Source organism: Arsenicibacter rosenii, from assembly GCF_001870735.1.
GTDB classification, from domain to species: Bacteria; Bacteroidota; Bacteroidia; order Cytophagales; family Spirosomataceae; genus Arsenicibacter; species Arsenicibacter rosenii.
The window spans coordinates 275,595-294,455 of the sequence record NZ_MORL01000005.1; the positions used below are offsets into that span (position 1 = coordinate 275,595).

The 18,861-nt window shown below is 50.2% G+C and carries 14 protein-coding genes; 3 read left to right on the plus strand and 11 right to left on the minus strand.

Features of this window, described 5'->3' with window-relative positions:
* Positions 1 to 117: 117 nt before the first annotated feature.
* Both BLX24_RS12265 and BLX24_RS12270 read left to right on the plus strand, forming a co-directional pair.
* Complete coding sequence (locus BLX24_RS12265; protein ID WP_071503432.1) at positions 118 to 747, plus strand: Cj0371 family chemotaxis-regulating polar lipoprotein; 630 nt, start codon at positions 118 to 120, stop codon at positions 745 to 747.
* Positions 748 to 763: 16 nt separating this feature from the next.
* Positions 764 to 1,936: a glutathionylspermidine synthase family protein gene (locus tag BLX24_RS12270; RefSeq protein WP_071503433.1), complete on the plus strand. Its 1,173-nt coding sequence runs from the start codon at positions 764 to 766 to the stop codon at positions 1,934 to 1,936.
* Positions 1,937 to 2,010: 74 nt separating this feature from the next.
* Here BLX24_RS12270 and BLX24_RS12275 read toward each other — a convergent pair whose 3' ends face one another.
* From BLX24_RS12275 to BLX24_RS12305, 7 genes are all read right to left on the minus strand, one after another.
* Positions 2,011 to 2,373, minus strand: coding sequence for a TonB C-terminal domain-containing protein (locus BLX24_RS12275; RefSeq protein WP_071503434.1), 363 nt, complete (start codon positions 2,371 to 2,373; stop codon positions 2,011 to 2,013).
* A gap of 261 nt (positions 2,374 to 2,634) precedes the next feature.
* Positions 2,635 to 3,252 carry an LEA/WHy family protein gene (locus BLX24_RS12280; protein WP_071503435.1) on the minus strand — a complete coding sequence of 206 codons (618 nt, stop codon included), beginning with the start codon at positions 3,250 to 3,252 and terminating at the stop codon, positions 2,635 to 2,637.
* Between the two features lie 109 nt (positions 3,253 to 3,361).
* Positions 3,362 to 5,284 (minus strand): DUF3857 domain-containing protein, encoded by a 1,923-nt coding sequence (locus BLX24_RS12285; RefSeq protein ID WP_083421939.1) that lies wholly within the window; start codon positions 5,282 to 5,284, stop codon positions 3,362 to 3,364.
* Positions 5,285 to 5,297: 13 nt separating this feature from the next.
* Entirely contained in the window at positions 5,298 to 7,301 is a 2,004-nt protein-coding gene (locus tag BLX24_RS12290) for a DUF3858 domain-containing protein (protein WP_071503436.1), read from the minus strand.
* Between the two features lie 137 nt (positions 7,302 to 7,438).
* Positions 7,439 to 8,632, minus strand: a complete 1,194-nt coding sequence (locus BLX24_RS12295; RefSeq protein ID WP_071503437.1) for an alpha/beta hydrolase family protein — start codon at positions 8,630 to 8,632, stop codon at positions 7,439 to 7,441.
* A 55-nt stretch (positions 8,633 to 8,687) separates the two neighbouring features.
* On the minus strand, positions 8,688 to 9,350 hold the full coding sequence (locus BLX24_RS12300; protein ID WP_071503438.1) for an endonuclease III domain-containing protein: 663 nt from the start codon (positions 9,348 to 9,350) through the stop codon (positions 8,688 to 8,690).
* On the minus strand, positions 9,347 to 10,600 hold the full coding sequence (locus tag BLX24_RS12305) for an OmpA family protein (protein ID WP_071503439.1): 1,254 nt from the start codon (positions 10,598 to 10,600) through the stop codon (positions 9,347 to 9,349). The genes BLX24_RS12300 and BLX24_RS12305 overlap by 4 nt, the downstream gene beginning before the upstream one ends.
* Before the next feature lie 104 nt (positions 10,601 to 10,704).
* Here BLX24_RS12305 and BLX24_RS12310 point away from each other — a divergent pair, with 104 nt between their 5' ends.
* A complete protein-coding gene (locus BLX24_RS12310) occupies positions 10,705 to 11,205 on the plus strand; it encodes a thioredoxin-like domain-containing protein (protein WP_083421940.1) in 501 nt (166 codons plus the stop codon).
* 17 nt (positions 11,206 to 11,222) lie between these two features.
* On the opposite strand, the gene BLX24_RS12315 is transcribed toward BLX24_RS12310, so the two are convergent.
* From BLX24_RS12315 to BLX24_RS12330, 4 genes are all read right to left on the minus strand, one after another.
* Positions 11,223 to 12,587, minus strand: a complete 1,365-nt coding sequence (locus BLX24_RS12315; protein ID WP_071503440.1) for a monooxygenase — start codon at positions 12,585 to 12,587, stop codon at positions 11,223 to 11,225.
* Positions 12,588 to 12,658: 71 nt separating this feature from the next.
* Positions 12,659 to 13,366 carry a hypothetical protein gene (locus BLX24_RS12320; RefSeq protein WP_071503441.1) on the minus strand — a complete coding sequence of 236 codons (708 nt, stop codon included), beginning with the start codon at positions 13,364 to 13,366 and terminating at the stop codon, positions 12,659 to 12,661.
* 62 nt (positions 13,367 to 13,428) lie between these two features.
* Positions 13,429 to 15,156, minus strand: coding sequence for a SusD/RagB family nutrient-binding outer membrane lipoprotein (locus BLX24_RS12325; RefSeq protein ID WP_071503442.1), 1,728 nt, complete (start codon positions 15,154 to 15,156; stop codon positions 13,429 to 13,431).
* 69 nt (positions 15,157 to 15,225) lie between these two features.
* A complete protein-coding gene (locus tag BLX24_RS12330) occupies positions 15,226 to 18,519 on the minus strand; it encodes a SusC/RagA family TonB-linked outer membrane protein (protein WP_071503443.1) in 3,294 nt (1,097 codons plus the stop codon).
* Positions 18,520 to 18,861 lie beyond the last annotated feature (342 nt).

The window sequence follows — 18,861 nt, forward strand, 5'->3', positions numbered from 1 at the left end:
ACTGATAATCAACACTATTTTCAACCGTCCGGCCATCTACCGGCCATGTTCATCCCTAATTGCTTGCAACCCCTGCCTTAATCCGGTAGTTTAGCAGTATAACGATTCCTTAAAACTATGACACCTCTGCGCCGTAGGGCGATCATCCGCCAGATTAAAGACATTTCGATTGGGACAACCCTTAGCCTGGCCCTGCTCAGCAATGCTGTTATGCTGCAAAGCTGCGGTAATAACCGTGACGAGAACCGTGATTCAAACTATGAATCGTCGGGATCATCGGAGCGTTTCGGTAACGGTGTTTTGACCTACATTACTGAAAACTCTCCGGGCAATTTCCGGATTACCGACGAAGTACAGGTCGATCCGTCAAAAGCCGGTGCGATTGTTAACTATCACGACGGGCACCGTGATACGCTGAGCGTTGAGGCGGCCCGAAGGCTGGTTCAGAGCGATCCGTCGACCCGTACGTATTTCAATAATCCGTCGTCGTATCATACCCATCACAGCAATGGCCTGGCCAATGCACTGCTTTGGGGTGGCCTGGGCTATATGATTGGCCGGTCAACGGCGCCTCGGTACCGCGACGACGAACGGCGGTATAGCTCCGGTTTTTACAGCAGCCCGCGGGTGTATGAGCAAAGCAGCCGCGTCCGCGAAAGTGTACGGACCTCACGGGTGAGCAGCAGCCGTCCATCCGGTGGCCGCAGCGGTTTTTTCAGCCGTATGAGCCGTGGTTTCTCGTCATAACCTTCTTTCCACCAACATGATTTTAACACGAAAAATGGCTTCCGGCCCTGACCAGCAAGTGCATACCATTGGCTGGGACTGGATGCTGGGCACCGACACATTGCCCTACCTTGTCAACGAACAGGTGGTTGTCTCGCCGCAAGAGGCCGACGCGTACTACGAAGCTGCCAATGAGCTGTTTGCCATGTATGTACGGGCCGGGCAGCATATTATTGACCAGAACCGGTTTCAGGAGGCGGGGATTCCGGCTAATCTGACCGACCTTATCCGCTATACATGGGACGACGACCGGCATATTCATCTGTACGGGCGCTTCGATCTGGCGGGGGGTATAGACTACAAGCCCATCAAACTGCTTGAGTTCAATGCCGACACAGCGACCTGTATTCCGGAGACGGCCGTTGTGCAGTATGCGCACCTGAAAGCCAACAAGCTCGACGAAAAGCAACAATTCAACGCCGTATACGAAACACTGGTTAGCCAGTTCCGGTATCTGCGCCAGCAAAATCCGGATATGGACCCAAGCCTGTTGCTGTCGGCCATGCGCGATTCGCCCGAAGACGATGCCAACGTGGCTGTGTTGGGCGAGGCGGCACGGGAAGCGGGTTTTGATGTAGCGTTTGCCTATATCGATGACGTTGAGTTTTCGGCAACCGACGGGGTATTCCGGCAGGACAGCTTCAGCGGACAATTTGTTCGTTACGATTACTGGTTTAAGCTCGTTCCCTGGGAGTATATTGCTGAAGAAGAACCGGAACTGACCACCATACTGACCGAAGCCGTTCGCAACCGCAAAGTGATTGTTCTGAATCCGGCCTATACCCTGCTGTTTCAGACGAAATACATTCTGAAAGTATTATGGGAGCTGTTCCCCAATCATCCGTTGCTGCTCGAAACCAGTACAACGCCCCTGACCGGTAAACCGATGGTCGAAAAAGTCTTGTTTGGCCGCGAAGGGGCTAATGTCAGGATTCTGGAAGCAGACGGTAGTCAGCGGCTTGCCGTTGAGGGTGAGTATGGCGACTATCCGAAGATTTATCAGGCGTATACCGGGCTGAATACCGATGAGGCCGGTAATACCTATCAGGCGGGGGTTTTCTTTGCAGGAGAAGCCTGCGGACTGGGGTACCGTCGGGGTGGATTGATCCTTGACAACGGAGCTCAGTTTGTCGGGCACCAGATTATGTAAAAAAAGAAGGAGTAAGACCAGCGTGTTTTCCGAAACTACTGATCTTACTCCTTTTGCCTGGCATCGTTCATGGTTTATTTTTCTACGTTAAAATGCAGACGGGCCGTATAGGTATGCTCGGGATCTACATCAGGGAGGTTGACCTTACGACCGGTAAGCTGCTTGATCAAATTGGTATTCACGGCCTCATTACCTGAGTGAACAACCAGTTTTGAAATACGGCCTTCGTCGCTCACATTGAACTGGATCACGACCACACCGTTACGATTTGTTTGCTGTAATTCTTCAGGACACGAAATATACGTTGACAACTGCTTTTCCAGCATTGCCTTTGCCTCTTTCGGCTCCGCATTTTTCACGGGTGTATGCCGCGGAGTGGCATACGCGCCTGCCATCAATAATACCATGCAACCAGTTAGAGCGAGTACTTTTTTCATGTCTTTTTTATGTTTTTATATGGCTGATTCAACCCGCACCATGTGTTCGGGCGTCTGTACAATATTACTAAAAAGCCGCCGCAATGTTAAGCCAATGTTAAGAAATGACTAAAAACTTAACATTGGAAATTCACAACAAAAATATAAACAATTCATTATAAGCATTTTAACTATTTTTACATTTATTAATCAACTTAACATTGTGTTAATAAAAAAGCCTGTACTCACAGGAGCACAGGCTTCACTAACCGGTGATGTATGTTACTGGCCTAACAAAATCTTGTTTGTTACCTCCTGGTCAATGGTGATATAACCGGGATAATTCACCTGTTTGCCGGCCAGATCCAGGGTAGGTTTGATTTTAATTGTCAGCTTGGTCGGTTTGGTATTGGCCGAACCAGCCAGATTCCCCAGAAATTCCGTAAAGGCGTCGCGGGTTTTCGGATCGGTCAGCAACTGGTAGGCATTGGCATTTACCCTGACCGGTACGCGGGTACGGCCGCCACCGGGCTGTACTTCAATACGCTGATTGAGGAACCCACTGAACAGCTCCGTGCCGGCCAGAATGATTTTGTATTCCAGCTGATTAATGGCCGCCAGCCGGTTTGTCGGGTTCAGCACATCGAGATTAATCCGGGCATCCAGCGGTACACTGCGCGTTAAAATCCCGCTGGCAATCCGCGGATATTTCAGCGGATTCAGCTCTTCCGGATTACGGAACTGGCGCACATCATAGCCCGCCACAAAAATAGAGTCTGCCGAGACTATGGAATACCGGCAGTCGCCGAGCGCTTTGGCCTGCGAAACCTGTTTATTAACGCCACATTGGCTTAAGAGCAAAGGCAGCATGGCCACTGCCAGCAAAATAAATCGTTTCATGCGTCTATGTCGAATTTTAGCCGTATCGGCACCACGAAAGTAGTGTTTACGTCATCTTTGACAAGCCAATTTGCCTTTGGTTTATCCAAAGAATCTGATTCTGCGGTTATTATTTCTTAATAAACACCATTTGGGCCCGATCGGCCCTGGCAATTTTCTTCCGGAAGTCGACCCACTCGGTATAGGCAGCAGCCGGATAACGACCGCTGTGCATGGTTACTTTGCGGGTATACACCAGCGTTTCGCCCTTTACCGTGGCCGCAACGGCATAGCGGCCAAACTTCGATTCGATGGCCAACGGCTCCAGCATAAACTCCGGCACATAGCCTTTGGGCAGCTGATACGTAATGGTATCGGCATCCTCAAATTCGTACTCACGACCCAGCATCAGCGCAAACTTTCTCGGCTTATCCATCGGCGTTACTGCCGGCAGATGCGACATCAGGTTGAGGGGCACAAACAACCGCGTTCCGCTGGGATTTCCCCACCGGCGCACGTGCAGCGACAGCTTTTCGTGTACAACAGGAATGCGTTTGGGCTCGGCCTTAAATGCGTAGTTTTCCAGTTCAAACGCGGGTATCTGCACCCTTTTTATCACCCAGCTCCGTTGGTCGGCCTGGCTCATGTAGTTCATCGCCTCAAAATATGACTCCTGCTGAATACCGGTATACGCACTTGACACCTCAGCCTTTGCTTCACCATCTTCCATGAGTGTGATCCGGATATGCCGGTGCTGGACATTATCGGCCGCTTTGTAGGTTGGCGTCATAACGAGTTTCCCCCCGTCAGGCAAAACCAGCAACGCGTGGCGCCCTCCTGTGAATGTACCCATATAACCAAACGGGTTATGCTGGCTCGTGCACTCCAGCCAAAGCGTGTCGCGCCCATCGGGCACACACAGAATCACGTGATTAAACTGAAACCCCGGAAAATCGGTATGAATATCTGCCGTTTGCTTCCCGGCTCTGATAATGGTTTCGTAAGCCGGGATATGAATCGCCTTCAGCATTGCTTTGGCGTAGTTCGACAATGCTTTGCAGTCGCCGTATTTATTGGCGGCAACCTTGCCGGCTTCGATAGTCTGCCAGCCGCCAATGCCCAGCTGCACGCTGACATACCGCGTCTGGTTCTGTAAAAAAGCATATACTTTAGCCACTTTACCGGCCGTTGTCTGCTCGCTGGCCGTCAGCTGAATAATCTGTTGCCGGAGTTCGTCGGGAATCACATCACGGTCTTTGTTGAGGCGATAGTAAAACCGGCCAATGTCTTCCCAGGTCTGCAATTTACCTTCATACCCCTGTACCTCCAGTTCCGTCGGAGCAGTCAGTACCATCGGCAAAAACGCCCGGGCATCCGGCGAAAACGGCTCTTCTTCAACCGGCAACAGATTCGTTACCGACCATTGGTAGCGCGTCCGGTCACCCTGATCGTCGATTTTTGCCGGATTAGCCACGTTGTATTCCTTGTACCGCAACGCCTGTCCCTTCGGCATATCAACCAGAAACGATGCCTGTTCAACAGACAGGTACTCATCGGCCTGAGGCGCCCATTGCGGATAAAACATCAGGTTCCGGCTTGTCTGTTCAACGGTAAATTCAACAGTGTAGGGATAACTGCGCTGATTCGGGAACTGCGCAATTTTCATCCGGTTATCGCTGTAGAGCGTGGCATCATCCATCGCACTATAATCGACAATCTCATTTTTCCGCAGTTTCTTGATCAGTTTGCCCGCAGCATCATACAACACCCCTTCGATCTCGTTCACCTTTGACAGTTTATCATAAGGCACCCGAAGGCTGGCATGCGAATCGCCTTCCTTATCCAGAATCGTGATGATGGTATGGGTCTGTTCTACCGCTTCGCCCAATGACTTAACGGTGTAAACCGTTTCCGAACGCCGGACAACGGCATGGGCTTTTACTTTCAACGGTTCCGGTATGGCCGATGCCTTATATTCGTCCTGACTCCATGCAGGAGCAACGGCCGACAACGCCCCTGCCAACAGCAGGTAACGAAACGGGTATACGTTCATGGCTTTGGTGGTGTTATTTCTTCTCTGCCACAGGGCCGGTTCGCTTGATAACGACCTGTTCTGCCTGTTTGGCAACTACCTTGTCAAAAAACTCACGCAGCACATGGTACTGCTCTGCATAAAACCGGGCTTTCCGCAACAGCATGCGGGAGGTAACCGTAAACCGGTTGCCCTCAACCGTTACCTGATACGTAAACCGGCCTTCGTTTTCGGGCAATGACATCACCATTGGTTTTGGCGCTTCTTCTACTTCATAACCGGCAGGCAGGGTAAATGTACTGAAGTATGTTTCTTCCATCGGCACGCCCATATCTACCGGAAACAACCGCTCCGGCTCTTTAAACGGATTACTGAACCGTGCTTCTGTCAACATCGGCTTGATGTACATACGGTCACCGGCCCGCTGACAAGCTTCCGGGATCTCCAGCGTGTAATTTGCCTCAAACCCTTTTTCAACCTCTTTGACGTTATTAAACTCAACACTGGTTATCTGCCATGCCGGCCGGTTCCTGCGGATATTTTCGAGGTATCCGGCCTCTCCGTCGACCACATACTGTCTGCGGTGTTTCAGGCCGCTATACCCGTTATTTGTTTTTTTCAGAACACCTTTCACGTCACCTTCAGCGCTGATGGTGAACGTCCCGCCTGCCACTTCCGTTTCCCTTTCGGCGGGTATGATTGGTAAAAACCGGCTATCGCGGCCAACGACCAGACGTCCGTGTCCGTTCAGGCATTCGAAAGGCAACATACCCGTTTTCAGAAACGGATCTGTCGCGTCCAGCAGCATATCCTTTCCGTTTACCATCACATGCGCCACCACATAATTAAACTGACGCAGCAACGCATACTCTTCCATAATGTGCCCGTGTGAACGCGTACTCAGAATAACCGGATTTGCCGGCAAATCCATCTGACGCAGCAGCGCAATCAGCATCAGGTTAATGTCACCTGCGTCACCTTTGCGGTCTTCGAACGCCTTCCGGATGTTGTACGAATAAAAGCTGTTCGACTTATCCCAGACAACCTGTGAGTTAATGAACCGGCAAGCCGCCTGTAGCCTTGATAAGGTATCAGGGTTCGTCTTTATGATCGCCCTGGCGGCATCTTTCAGAAAGCTGTGCTGCCCGTTAAGCTGCCCTGAAAAGATATTTTCGGCCAGCAGGGTTTTATCCATATCGGGCCAGCTTACCGATATCTTATGCGGGAAAGCCCCCGGAATGGAATAACTCGCCAGCTCAAAATCAATCTTGGAGATATAGTCATTCGGGGTAGTAATAAAGGCTTCATCACGGAATGCCGGTGCATTCTGCACCACAAACCGGTAAGACTGGGTACCGGGCTGATTTTCATTGATTGCCAGCCTCAGATAACCGCCCATGATCATTTTGTAGTAAAAATAGTCATGGACATTGATCCGGTACTCGCTCCAGGCTACCGGTATCCGCTGCTGAAATTTCCATGTCCGTGGGTTATGGTTAACCGAAAACGGGGTTGTCAGCCGATAGCGGTATTCAATAACTGAGCCTTCACGCACATCAGGCAGCGTAAATTTCTGAATAGAAAGCTCGCCCGATACCTTTTCGGTGAATATCCCTTCTTTAGTAAGCTTGTCGGTCTGGATTGTTCCGCCTGATTCATTGTAGGTGAATCCTTCAATATTACTGACAAATTCGGCAGGGCCGCTTTTAGCTTTCAGGAGCGGAATTTCCACCGTTGCCCGGTCATAACCGGCTTTCCGCAGAATTTTAATACGGGTTTGATATTCCAGTACGATCTGAATATCGTTTCCGGCCATGGAGAAATGAACATCTCCGCGTTCATAGAGCACAACGGCTTCAGCCGTCGAATCGTGCAGTGCTGACTTTTGTGAAAACCCGGCGGGATCGATCTTGCCGAATCTGACGTTTGGTTCAGTAACCTTGCTGTTATCGTTCTGGCTCCTGGAGATACCTGCCCATAAGAAACAGCATAGAAAAGCAACAACAAACCGGTGCGGTTTTATAAAGTTGACAGACATACGGTGCGACTAATAGATCGTGGATGATTTTTGGGGCAAGATATTCTTTTTTGTCGATAACGTTTCCAAGGGTTTATTAATATATAGCAAAAAGGCCAGTCATGAAGACTGGCCTTTTTGCCCGTGTTGACACATCCTTAAGGATTCGCACTGAAAAACTGAATGGTTGCCAGTAAGAAGTCCGGCAGAGCCGTGTCATGACCTTTACCGGGAAACGGTGTGAACGTAACATTTGTCGCACCTTTGGCCTTCATGGCATTATACGCATTTTCCGAGTTCAGATAGAATACCAGCTGATCGCTCGTTCCGTGGGTTAGTAACGTCGGTGTTTTCGGTACGAAGGTATAGGCATCATTATCTTTCAGGGCATTCAGGAAACCGGTATCCGAACCATCGTTAAGCCCTTTTTTAAAGCTGTCGGTAATGATGGTATTCAGGCTTACGCCGACCGATGCTGCCCGCCCCTGATTCTGAATCTGAGTGGCATATGGTTCTTTAAAGAAATCGGTCATCGGCCGCTTCAGGTTATACAACCGGTTATAGGTCGTCAGCACCCAAATATACAGGCTATTGGCTGAAGGCGCCCCTGAGGTTGTATTGTTGATCAGATACTTCGTAAAACTCGTTTTGTCATACGCTCCTGACCCACAGCTCGATGCTTTAAGCTGGAACGGACTGTTGGTCAGCTGCTCCAGTTTCTGCTGAAGCGCCATCGTCGCAAAGCCCCCTTCCGAATAACCGGCGATGTACAGTTTGTTATTCCAGCTTACGCCGTTGGTTGCCACAAACTCTTTAGCAGCCATGAGCATATCCAGGCTGGTTGCTCCCAGGCTTTCGCGGTGCTCATACGGATGTTCTGTCTGTTGGCTCGCCCCGTAACCCAGATAATCCGGATAGACAACAATGTACCCCAGCGCGGCCGCAAACGGACCTACCAACGTAGCTTCCGTCCCTGCCGTAAAAACAGACGGAGCCTGACTGTTGGTGGTTATGGTCCCATGCTGCACGCTCATCATCGATAACGCACCCGAACGATCCGGCACTAACACCAGCCCCGACGCATCAATGGCCGTGCCATCGGTGTTTTTGGTGTGATACGTCAGCCGGTAAACCGTACATCCGTTCTGAATGAAGGCACTCACCGGAACACCGCCGGCCAGGCCGGACTGCGTAATCTGTGTAATGATCTGTTCTTTGGTCAGCTGGGTGATTTTTTCACTGCTTACCAGATAGGTGTTGGTTGGATTCGGATCTTTGGGCGTACACGATGCGACCAACAGGATCATCCACAGACCAACCCAGGCACTAATTTGACGGTTTACGAATTTCATAGATTTTTTGTATGCATTACAGGAAGCAGGTTATGACCACATCCGTCTCCGGAGGCTACTGATACTTCACCACACCAACACGCTCGCACTCAGCAAATACAGGGCAAGTGGAGCAGTGTGGCAGCGGGCCTGTACAAATATACTTACCAAAAGGCATAAGCAACCGGTTTACGTCTATCCACCGGTCACGCGGGATGCGGTCTTCCAGTATCTTTAACGTTTGTTCGGGTTGTCTGGTATACACAAAACCCCAGCGGTTAACTACGCGATGCACATGGACATCCACACTGATGGCGGCCTGCCCTGTAGCCACTCCGAGCGTCAGGTTAGCGCACTTCGGTCCAACGCCCTTAAACGATGTTAAGGTAGCGTAGCCGGCAGGAATCTGTCCTGCAAACTCATCGACAACGCGGCGGGCGATACCAAGCATGGTATACGCTTTCTGGTCGGGATAGGTTGTTCCGAATAGCAGCCGCGTGAGGGTTTCCACATCTAGTTTCAGCAGTTGTTCAGGTGTTCTGGCGCGCTCAAACAGCCGCAGCGAAACGGGTATAGTTGTTTCATCTAAGGTCCGGATCGAAATAATGCAGGACATGAGCTGTTCGAAAACAGTATTATACCCCCGGTCGGCCAGATCAAACATGGCCGCTTTCGGAAACGGTCGTACGGCTTCTTCGATCCGGGCAAACAGGCTGGTTATATCGATGTTATCTTTCACACCTTGATAACCACCATTTCGACACGGCGGTTTTCAGGGCGTTCTTTCAGGCTCTTATTCGTATTGATCGGCCGCGACGGGCCATAGCCAATCGTTTCAATCCGGTCGGGGGTAATGCCTTTCTGCACCAGATAGCGCTTCACTTCATTAACCCGGTTCCGCGACAGTTCAACGTTGGCGTCAAAGTCGCCCAGGATATCCGTATGCCCTTCCAGGCGAATGGCCATAGCCGGGTTCTCCCGCATTACCTTTACCAACCGGTCCAGCTCCGGAAACGACTCGGTTTTCAGGTCATATTTCGACACATTGAAATAGATATTTTTCAGGGTAATTTTAGCGCCTGCTTCAATCGGCACCAGACTGACATCATAGACTTTCTCAACCCTCAGTACGGTGACCGTATCGGTCTGCCCGAAATACCCCTTCGCCGTTACCGTCAACGCATACACTGACAAGGCTTCGGCATTAATCGCAAACTGCCCGTTGCCCGGCTGAGTACGTACAGAGTCGGCGGCTCCGCCGGTACTCTCAGCTCCGGAAATCAGCCGGTAACTGATGGTAGCCGCAACCGGCTTTCTGGTTTTCTGATCCAGTACAGTCCCTTTCAGCGCCAGCGTTGGGGTAGCGACAACTGTATCTACGGGGGCGGGTGTTACCGGGGCCGGTTTGGTCTGGACCGGTGGTTTTGCCGGGGTCGGGGTTGCCGGTTTCGGTTTGCTGACAGGCGGCTTTTTCGGATTAATGACATGGACCCCCCAGAAATTAAAACAGGTACTATTCTGGCGCTGCCGGTCACTACATTCAAACAAGTCAAAAACAGTAATTCCCGGATCAAGGCGCTCGAAGTAAGCCGCAAAATCGACCCGCTCACCAGCGACAACGTCCCGGCGCTTTTCTGTCGGAATATTCTCCGCTTTAATAAATTTGAATGATCGTGCCCCCTGATCGGCATAAAGCCGCGACCCCGGCTCAAAGTTAATTGTATTGTCACCCTGCTGTTCGGGCAGCTTAAACCCCGGAGGTAGTTTAAAGCCGGGAGGCAGCTGCATCTGTTTTCGCGGCTGCTTATCACTCTGAAAGGTCATGTAAATAACCGTGTACTTATCCGTGAGCTCGATCCGCCGGATGGTTACCTGCGGATCGTTTACATCTTCAACCCTCGGGCGGTCTGTTACATACTCAACCTGCGCATTCACTGTCACCGATAGCAACAGAAAAGCGCTCAACATCCAATATAGTTGCTTTTTCATTAGTCTGTGGAGCATTTGTTTACCCAGTCTAAACGTTTAGATCAGCCAGTGTATTTTATGGTTTAATCTGCGTAAATTACTTATCGAATCTGCCTGTCTTACCTATGCGTTTTACCCTTCTTTATGCTTTTTTGCTTACAGGCCTGTGGAGCCTGCTGAACTTTTCGTCTCCCAAAATTACGGTTTATGTCTTTTTAAATACAGAGTGCCCGATTAGTCAGCAATACACCAAACGACTGGCCGAACTGCACCGTCTGTATTCGCCTGAGGGCATTTCGTTTCTAGCCGTTTACCCTCTGGCAACGGATACAGCTGAGATCATTGCCACGTTTCAGCAAACGTACAAACTACCTTTTCAAGGTCGTTCTGACCCTGAAAAGAAGACGGCCCATCGATTAAACGCACAGATTACACCGGAGGTTGTTGTTGTGAATGAGAAAGGGCAGATTTATTACCAGGGAGCTATTGATAACTGGTATTACACACTGGGCAGGCATCGCCCCCAGCCTACGCAGCACTACTTACGGGATGCGCTGGATGCGGCCTTAGCCGGGCGTCCTGTCCTTACCCCAAAAACCGAGGCAATCGGCTGCCTCATTGACTGAAGCCCCCCATCGCTCTTTCACTCTTTAGCCCCCGCCGCTCTTTCGCTTTTTACAATATAATAAAAGACGAGGTTCATCATTTCATCGGTAGAGTTCCAGCCGTAGCCAACGTCTCTGACCGGATTGTTAGGGTTAAGCGGGTTTTGGGCGGTGTTATCATAGCGCCCTTCGGCAATGATAATCGATCCCTTCGGTACAGTAAGGAGCTCTTTAAACTGATACGTCAGTTGCCATTTATAGTCCCAGTCATCAATTTTAATCAGATTGATCGCCTCCCCGTCGGGCGTAATGGCAAATGCCCGGAACGTTTTACCAAGCAGGTGCATATGTGGCAGCACCGAAATCAACTGAATATCCTGCTGTATCGGGCCGTGTTTGGCAAAAAAAGTCGGTTTAGTATTCGCAGGCAGCAGAAAAGGCTGGTTTGTGACATCGTTTTCGGTCAGCGTCAGGGTCTGTACGGTATGTTGCGCCGGTTTAGGGGCCAGATGCAGTATCACCTCCGACTGGTCTGTTTCGTCCGCTGGCGACGGAGCGTAGTGGATATTCAGAATCAGGTCGCTGCCGGCCTTGATATGCTTGGCGGTCCCTGCCGGGAAATTAACCCTGTCGTTGCCCGGCACCCAGCCATACAGAAAGGCGTCTGCCAGCGGGGTCTGCTGAAAAAAGCGCAGTTTCGGGTCATCTTCCGCTATCCCGTCAATTGCCTGCATGGTACCGGTGGAGTCAATCATCAACCGGCTATGGTGAAGCCGCTTGCGGTTGCCGGGAATAAACTCAACAGCCTCGACCCAGATATCCTCCTTCAGGTTCATCGGAACATGAAAGTACCGGAAGTCTTCACGGCCGTCGCCCTTAATGGCATAGGGGCGCGACATCCGGAACCGCATAGTCCGGCGGGATGCGTCCTTTAGTGGGCGACCATCTGGGATTGGGCGACCACGTGGGATTGGGCGATCCTCTGGGATTGGGCGACCATCTGGGATTGGGCGACCACGTGGGGTCGCCCGTACGGGGGCGGGGGCGGGGGCGGCGGCGTTGCCACGGGGCATTCCGTTGGTAACCCATTGCCGGATCGTCGTAATTTCTTCTTCTGTTAATCCGCGCTCATTGGCATAATGCTGAAAGGAACGGTCGGCCGGGAAAGGCGGCATGTAGCGGATCTCTGTTACTTTCGCAATGAATTTCCCCCGCTTCGATACGTCTTCATAGCTCATCAATGAGAACGGTCCGACCCCGCCGGCATGATGGCAGGGTTGCGCACAGTTTTTCGTAATAATCGGTTCTACATGCTGGTAGTATACAGGGATCTGGGCAAAAAGCGCGCTGCTGCCTAACAGGATACAGCCTATAATCCACTTTACGTTACGGCTTGCTCTCATGTAGTCAAATATACAAAAAAGCAGCAGCGGGAATCCCGCTGCTGCTTAACCTTTGTTCCACTATGATTGGTTTATTTCACAGTAAAGTTCAGACGGCAGTTTGCATTCGCCTGCGATACAGGAGTCGGGTCAAGACAGATACTGTCTTCGTTCCACACCTTGAATACCAGACCACTTGTGGTAGTCAGTTCCCATGTCAGCACAAAAGCATCGGCATTCGCAACCGTCTTGCCATTGACTACCTGCGCTCCCTGCAAACGGGCACCCGCCGGACGAGGACGAGCCGGATTTTCAAATACCTTCACCGCATTTACCTTGTCATACTTAACCGTTGCGTCTTTAAACAAGGCATAAATTTCATTAGGCGACAGCGAGAAGGTGTTCCACTGGCGGTTTCCGGTAGGTGCATCAATGGTTTTGAATACTTTCCCTCCGTTACCCAGTGAGACCGTTTTCGGGTTACCATCCGGATCAGTATACGACTCAATCATATCGACCTTGAGCGCTATTTTGCTTACAGTCAACTGGTTATCCAGCGACACCCAACGGATTTTAAAATCGATTTTAGCGGCATCCTGACCTGTCAGCGGGAAGTTTTTAGCATTAGCCGCAATATTTGGTTTTGCGGTTCCGCCGGCGGTTCCTTCAGAGATACCATCAAACACGCCAAACCCATGTACGCCTGGTTCCCATGCTTTATTCGGGTCAAGTGACTCATCACGGCAGCTCATCAACAACGAAATAGCAGCCGACAAACAGTATATAAAGAGTTTTTTCATTGCTGTTTTAGTTTGGTAATGGCTGGCCCCCTACGGCCGGGGGCCAGATTGTACCGTAAAAATTAGAATTCCCACTTCACCTTTACTTTGTCCCAGAATAGCGGATCGCGGTCAAACACGACATCGGTAATGTATTTTGACGCGTTCGGGTTTAGCGCGCCTTCTGACTGAGGATAAGGCAAACGCAATGCATACTGACGTGGAGGCTTCGAAATCGGTGCCTGAATACCTACCGAGAACTGTTTGAACTGACCCTGAATCGGATAACCCGTCCGGCGTTGCAGGTTCCATATTTCCATGCCCTGGCCCCATGAAGCAAACCAGATTTGTTTAGCAACTACGTTCAGTTTGGCCTGATTAGACGGCGCGGCATCATACATGTCAAGCCATGCTTTTACATACGCATCCACTTCTGTCGTAGCCGGTGCTTTAGCTTTGCTGGGATCAGATTTCAGGCCTTGTGCAACCACAACAGCGATCTGCTCACGCATAGCGGCATCAAACAGCGCACGGGCATCGCCGGTTACGCCGGTTCCGTCCAGAATCGCCTCAACCTGCCAGAATTTTGTGTTCCAGCTGTTGATAATCGGCCACTGCCCGTTACCACCGTAGTTCAATGCGGCCTGGCCCGTCAGCGCTACGGCTGCTGTACTTCTGTCTGAATACACGCCACCGGCAGGATAGGCACCGGGAGTTGCCCGTAAGGCACCATCGGCCGGTGCACCGGATACGTCGGCGCGGTCGCGGCCAAAGAAGCCTGCCAGATACTGGAGGTCAGCCGTCGGAATGGCTCCCGTTATGTTAAATGCAGTTTTATATTCTGACAGAAAGGCATCCCGCAGGGGCAGGTATGAACCACCAAACGGAATGGTGCCACGGTCAGTTGAGTTGTTCGGATCCAGTACCCGCGATGTCTGACGATAGAAATAGAAAGGCAGACGAGGGTCTTTGTTCAGGATCATTTCACCCATCAACTGGTGGTTGATATAGTTCGGGTCCCCACCACCGGCATAGGTATAATACCACGGGTGACGGTTATCCGCCGGCGATACCTGCGTCGAATAGAGGTACGTCCAGTTCTGTGCAGCGGTCGTAATATATCCGCCGGCATCAAAAGCGGCTTTCAGTTCAGCATTACCATTGGCACGGCCTTTACGGGCGTTCAGCAATAAACGCAGCTTTACGGTCCGGGCGATCCGGGTCCAGGTAGTTGCATTACCGGCACCCATATAATCGTTGGCAACCGCAACCGGCTGAGCCTTGGCCAGCTCGGCCACAGCCTGATCACAAAGCTTAATCAGGGCTTCGTAAATATCGGCGTCTTTGTCAAACTTCGGCGATTTGTTGGGTGTAGCAGCGTTGCCTTGCCATGCCTCCGAGTAAGGCATATCGCCGAACATATCCACGTAGTTTCCCATCGAATAGGCCTTCAGAACCATCGCAATACCACGGTAGCGCGGATTTTTACCGTCTTCTGTGGCCCGCAGCATCTCTTCAATGCTTTGCAGACTTTGGTAGGCGGAGTTCCATGTGCCCTGGAAGCTGGTGTTACTCAGGTTATACGAGTCAGAAACGCCCCATAGCCCCGCGAAACCCATCGCACTGCTGTTTACAGCTCCGTATGCGTTGATGGCTGCATTTTCAGCAACCGGCATAAGCAGGGCCAGTGATCCGGAAGCAGGACGGTTCGGATCTTTGTTGATGTCGAGTTCGGTAAATTTACAGGAACTGACTACACTGATGAGTCCAGTAAGCATCAAGGCTCTGAACACGTTCTTATAGTTTGTCATGTATGTCTCAATAAGTTTAAGTTATGGTTGCAGTTACATTCACACAGTCAAGCTCACACTGCACATAATTTAGAATGATGCGTTCAGGTTGATACCGAAACGACGTGTCGAAGGGGCAACGCCCAGGTCAAAGCCCTGGATGTTTGAGTCAGACAGGTTTGACAATACCTCCGGATCGAAGTTCAGGCCTTTCAGCATGTTTGGGGCCTTAAACCACAGGTTACGTCCTGACAGTGAAAGGCTCAGGCTACCAAGCACTTTCGCGTATTTCCGCAGGAAAGCTTTAGGCACGCTGTAGGCAAGAGAAACCTCGCGCAGACGGATAACTGACGCATCATAAATGTTTACCTCATCCGCGCCATAAGCCCCGTACCCATCTGTAAAATGGTACTGGAATGCCGACATGGCAATGGTATTCTTGATGGGCTTGCCATCATCACCTACCAGCGGCTTGTACGTTGCCGGATCACCTAACACACCCGGAATAACCCGCATACCTTCGCGGTCTTCAGTTGTTTTCAACTGACCACGGAGCAACAGGGAAGCCGCTGTGCTGGAGAACAGACTACCACCAGCCTTATAGTCAATCAGGACGTTCAGGTTGAAATTTTTGTAGGTGAATGTATTTGTCCAGCCGATAGTGTATTTCGTGTTCGGATCACCAATGATGGCTGATTTAGCCGCACGGATTGGCAGACCTGTCGTCGGGTTGATCAGCAGGTTACCCTGATCGTCGCGGGCGTTGACCGAACCAATGATCTGACCATACGGCATACCATTCCGGAAAATAGTACCCAGTGACGTCAGCCCCGTACCACCGATAAAGATTTCACCGCCAGGACCTGCATCTTCTACTCTTGAGCGGATACGGGTAAACGCGCCGAATGATGTCCATGTAAACCCGCTGGCCGTTTTAACCGGTATCAGTGTCAAACCTACCTCCCATCCTTTATTAGAGATTTTACCCGCGTTCGTTACTTCTGTTGCAAAACCGGTTGTCCGTGGTAATTCACGCGTTACGATCAGGTCAGTAGATACGCGGTCGAAGTGGGCAATATCAAGACCAATCCGGTTGTTGAAGAACTGAAGTTCAGCACCTAATTCTACCTCAGCCGTAAACTCCGGTTTTAATACGGCATTGTTCAGCTGACTTGGCAAACTCGCTGTTGAAATCGCCGTACCATTGTAGAAAGTACGGTTCAGGTTATAAGCCGTAAATACCTGATACGGATCAGCATCCTTACCCACTTTTGCATAGTTAGCACGCAGCTTACCGAAGTTCAGGATATTTTTAGGCAGGTTGAAGGCATCCGTAAACACGAATGAACCTGAAATAGCCGGATAGAAATAACTGTTGTTTGCTTTAGGCAGCGTCGACGAGTGGTCATTACGAACCGATGCCGTCAGGAAGGCAATGTTGTTATAGCCGAATGTAAATTCGCTGAAGAGACCATATAAACGGCGCATGCTCTTATAATCACCGGACGTCTGGTTCAGCGTACCGCCAATCGTCAATACGTTCGGATCAATGACCGGTGCACCGCTAACAGCCGACTCGGTATAGCTACGCTGGTTCGGGTTGAAACCAACCAGGAGCTTTGTGCTGATTTTTTCAGAGAAATCATGCTGAGCCGTTGCCAGAAACGTGAAATCAACCTCCGTACGTGTCAGATCCTGACGTATTACCTGACCGAGCGGGACAAACGTACCACCCGGGCGAACTACGTTCTTACGCGTTTCAGAATACGTATTGATCCCCCCCCGTGCTGTCAGATTCAACCATGGCGTAACGTCGTAGTTCAACGTCATGTTGCCATAGATCCGGTTAACGGTCGAATTATACAAGTTATACTTGGCCGTCCAGAGCGGGTTATCCAGGGCACGGTAGAATACGTTTGAGCCATCAACCGGGTTTTCAAACGGATAGCCCATCAGATCATAGTTACGCGGCAGGTAGAACAGACGGCTGTAGATCGAACCGGCAGAAGCCAGTCCGCCGTAGTCAGCATAGTAACCGGCGCCTGACTGCGGGCTTTGCTGATTGGTGTTGGTATAGGCCACACTACCTGCCACGTTCAGTTTGTTGGATAGCGTAGCATTGCCACCGAAGCTTAAGGTAGTCCGTTCTGTAAACGAGTTTGGAATGATACCGTCGTTTTTGGTTCGTGATACCGATGCGTTCAGTGATGTTTTATCGCCTGTAGAATTAATCTGAATCCCGTTTTCCATTACCTTACCCGTACGGAAAAAGCCGCCGATAATGTCATGAGGGACAAGTGGTACGGCAATACCACGGCCGTTTGACTGAACCAGTTCAGGGAAAGCCGACGGATAGCGGGCATAGCCATATGAAACAGTCTGGTCAACCAACGGATGAGGGATTGTACCGGCGGGGAAATCAGGGTCGATTACTTTTGAATAACGCTCGAAACCCAGCTGTGCATTGATCCGGTCAACCTCTGCCGGGAATACCGTTCCCCAGTTACCGATAAACCCACCGTTGTATGTCTGGTTCGATCCCTGCGTATAGGTATCCTGATAATCCGGCAGTGATGAAATCTTCTCGACTGAATACGAAGAGTTATAGCTTACTTCCAGGCCTTTACGGGCCGACTTGCTACCTGACTTGGTCGTAATCACGATAACGCCGTTAGCGGCCCGTGAACCATAAAGTGCCGATGCGGCCGCCCCTTTCAATACGGTCATTGTCTCGATGTTGTTCGGATCAATGTCGTACGCACGGTTGGTGGCTACGGTATTCTGGTTGTAGCCCTGTGTGGCGTTTACCGAGTTATCAAAAGGAATACCATCGACAACAAACAGGGGCTGGTTATTACCGGTAAATGAGTTATTACCGCGAATGGTAATCCGTGTACCGGCACCGGGTGCTCCGTTACCGGCCGTAATGTTCACACCAGGTACTTTACCTGACAATGCCCGCAACGGGTCAGGCTCCGAGCGCTGCTGTAAATCGCCGCCTTTCAGGTTGGTTACCGCATAGGCCAACGCTTTCTTATCCCGCTGGATACCGACGGCAGTAACGACAACTTCTGACAGTTGCTTTGAGTCATTTTCCAGTTTCACGTCCAGTGTTGAACGGTTACCTATTTCCACCTCCTGGGTGGCCGACCCCACAAAACTGAAGATTAATTTTCCGCCACCGGCCGGAACCATTAAGGTATAGGCACCCTGTGCATCGGTGTTTGTCCCCTTCGTCGTTCCCTTCAGCACGACTGATACCCCGGGCATCGGCGAGCCGTCTTCCGACGAAAGCACCTTTCCCGAAATTTTCCTATCCTGCGCCCACGACGGAACCCAGAGGCAGCATACGAAAAGTAAGCTCACCAGTAGAAATTTTCTCATAGATGAAGATAAAATTAGGTTAAGAAAACGTAGATAATTTTCTACAAATTTAGAAGAGCACCCTAAAAAAACAACCAATTGATTAAAATTAAATTAATGATATATTATTCTACAATATTAGAAGTTCACAAAATATTATATTAAATATACTTAGTGTAACAATTTTATTTAAACAAAAATTTACAATTTGTATACAATTTATCTGTATCGGTTTAATGTGAATAATTATAAAAATTAAAAAAATATAACAACTTAAAATTTTTGTATTTATACGATAAATTTATCTATAGTATACTTATAAGTATACACTATTATAGATTTAAGTAATATTAAATTATTTAT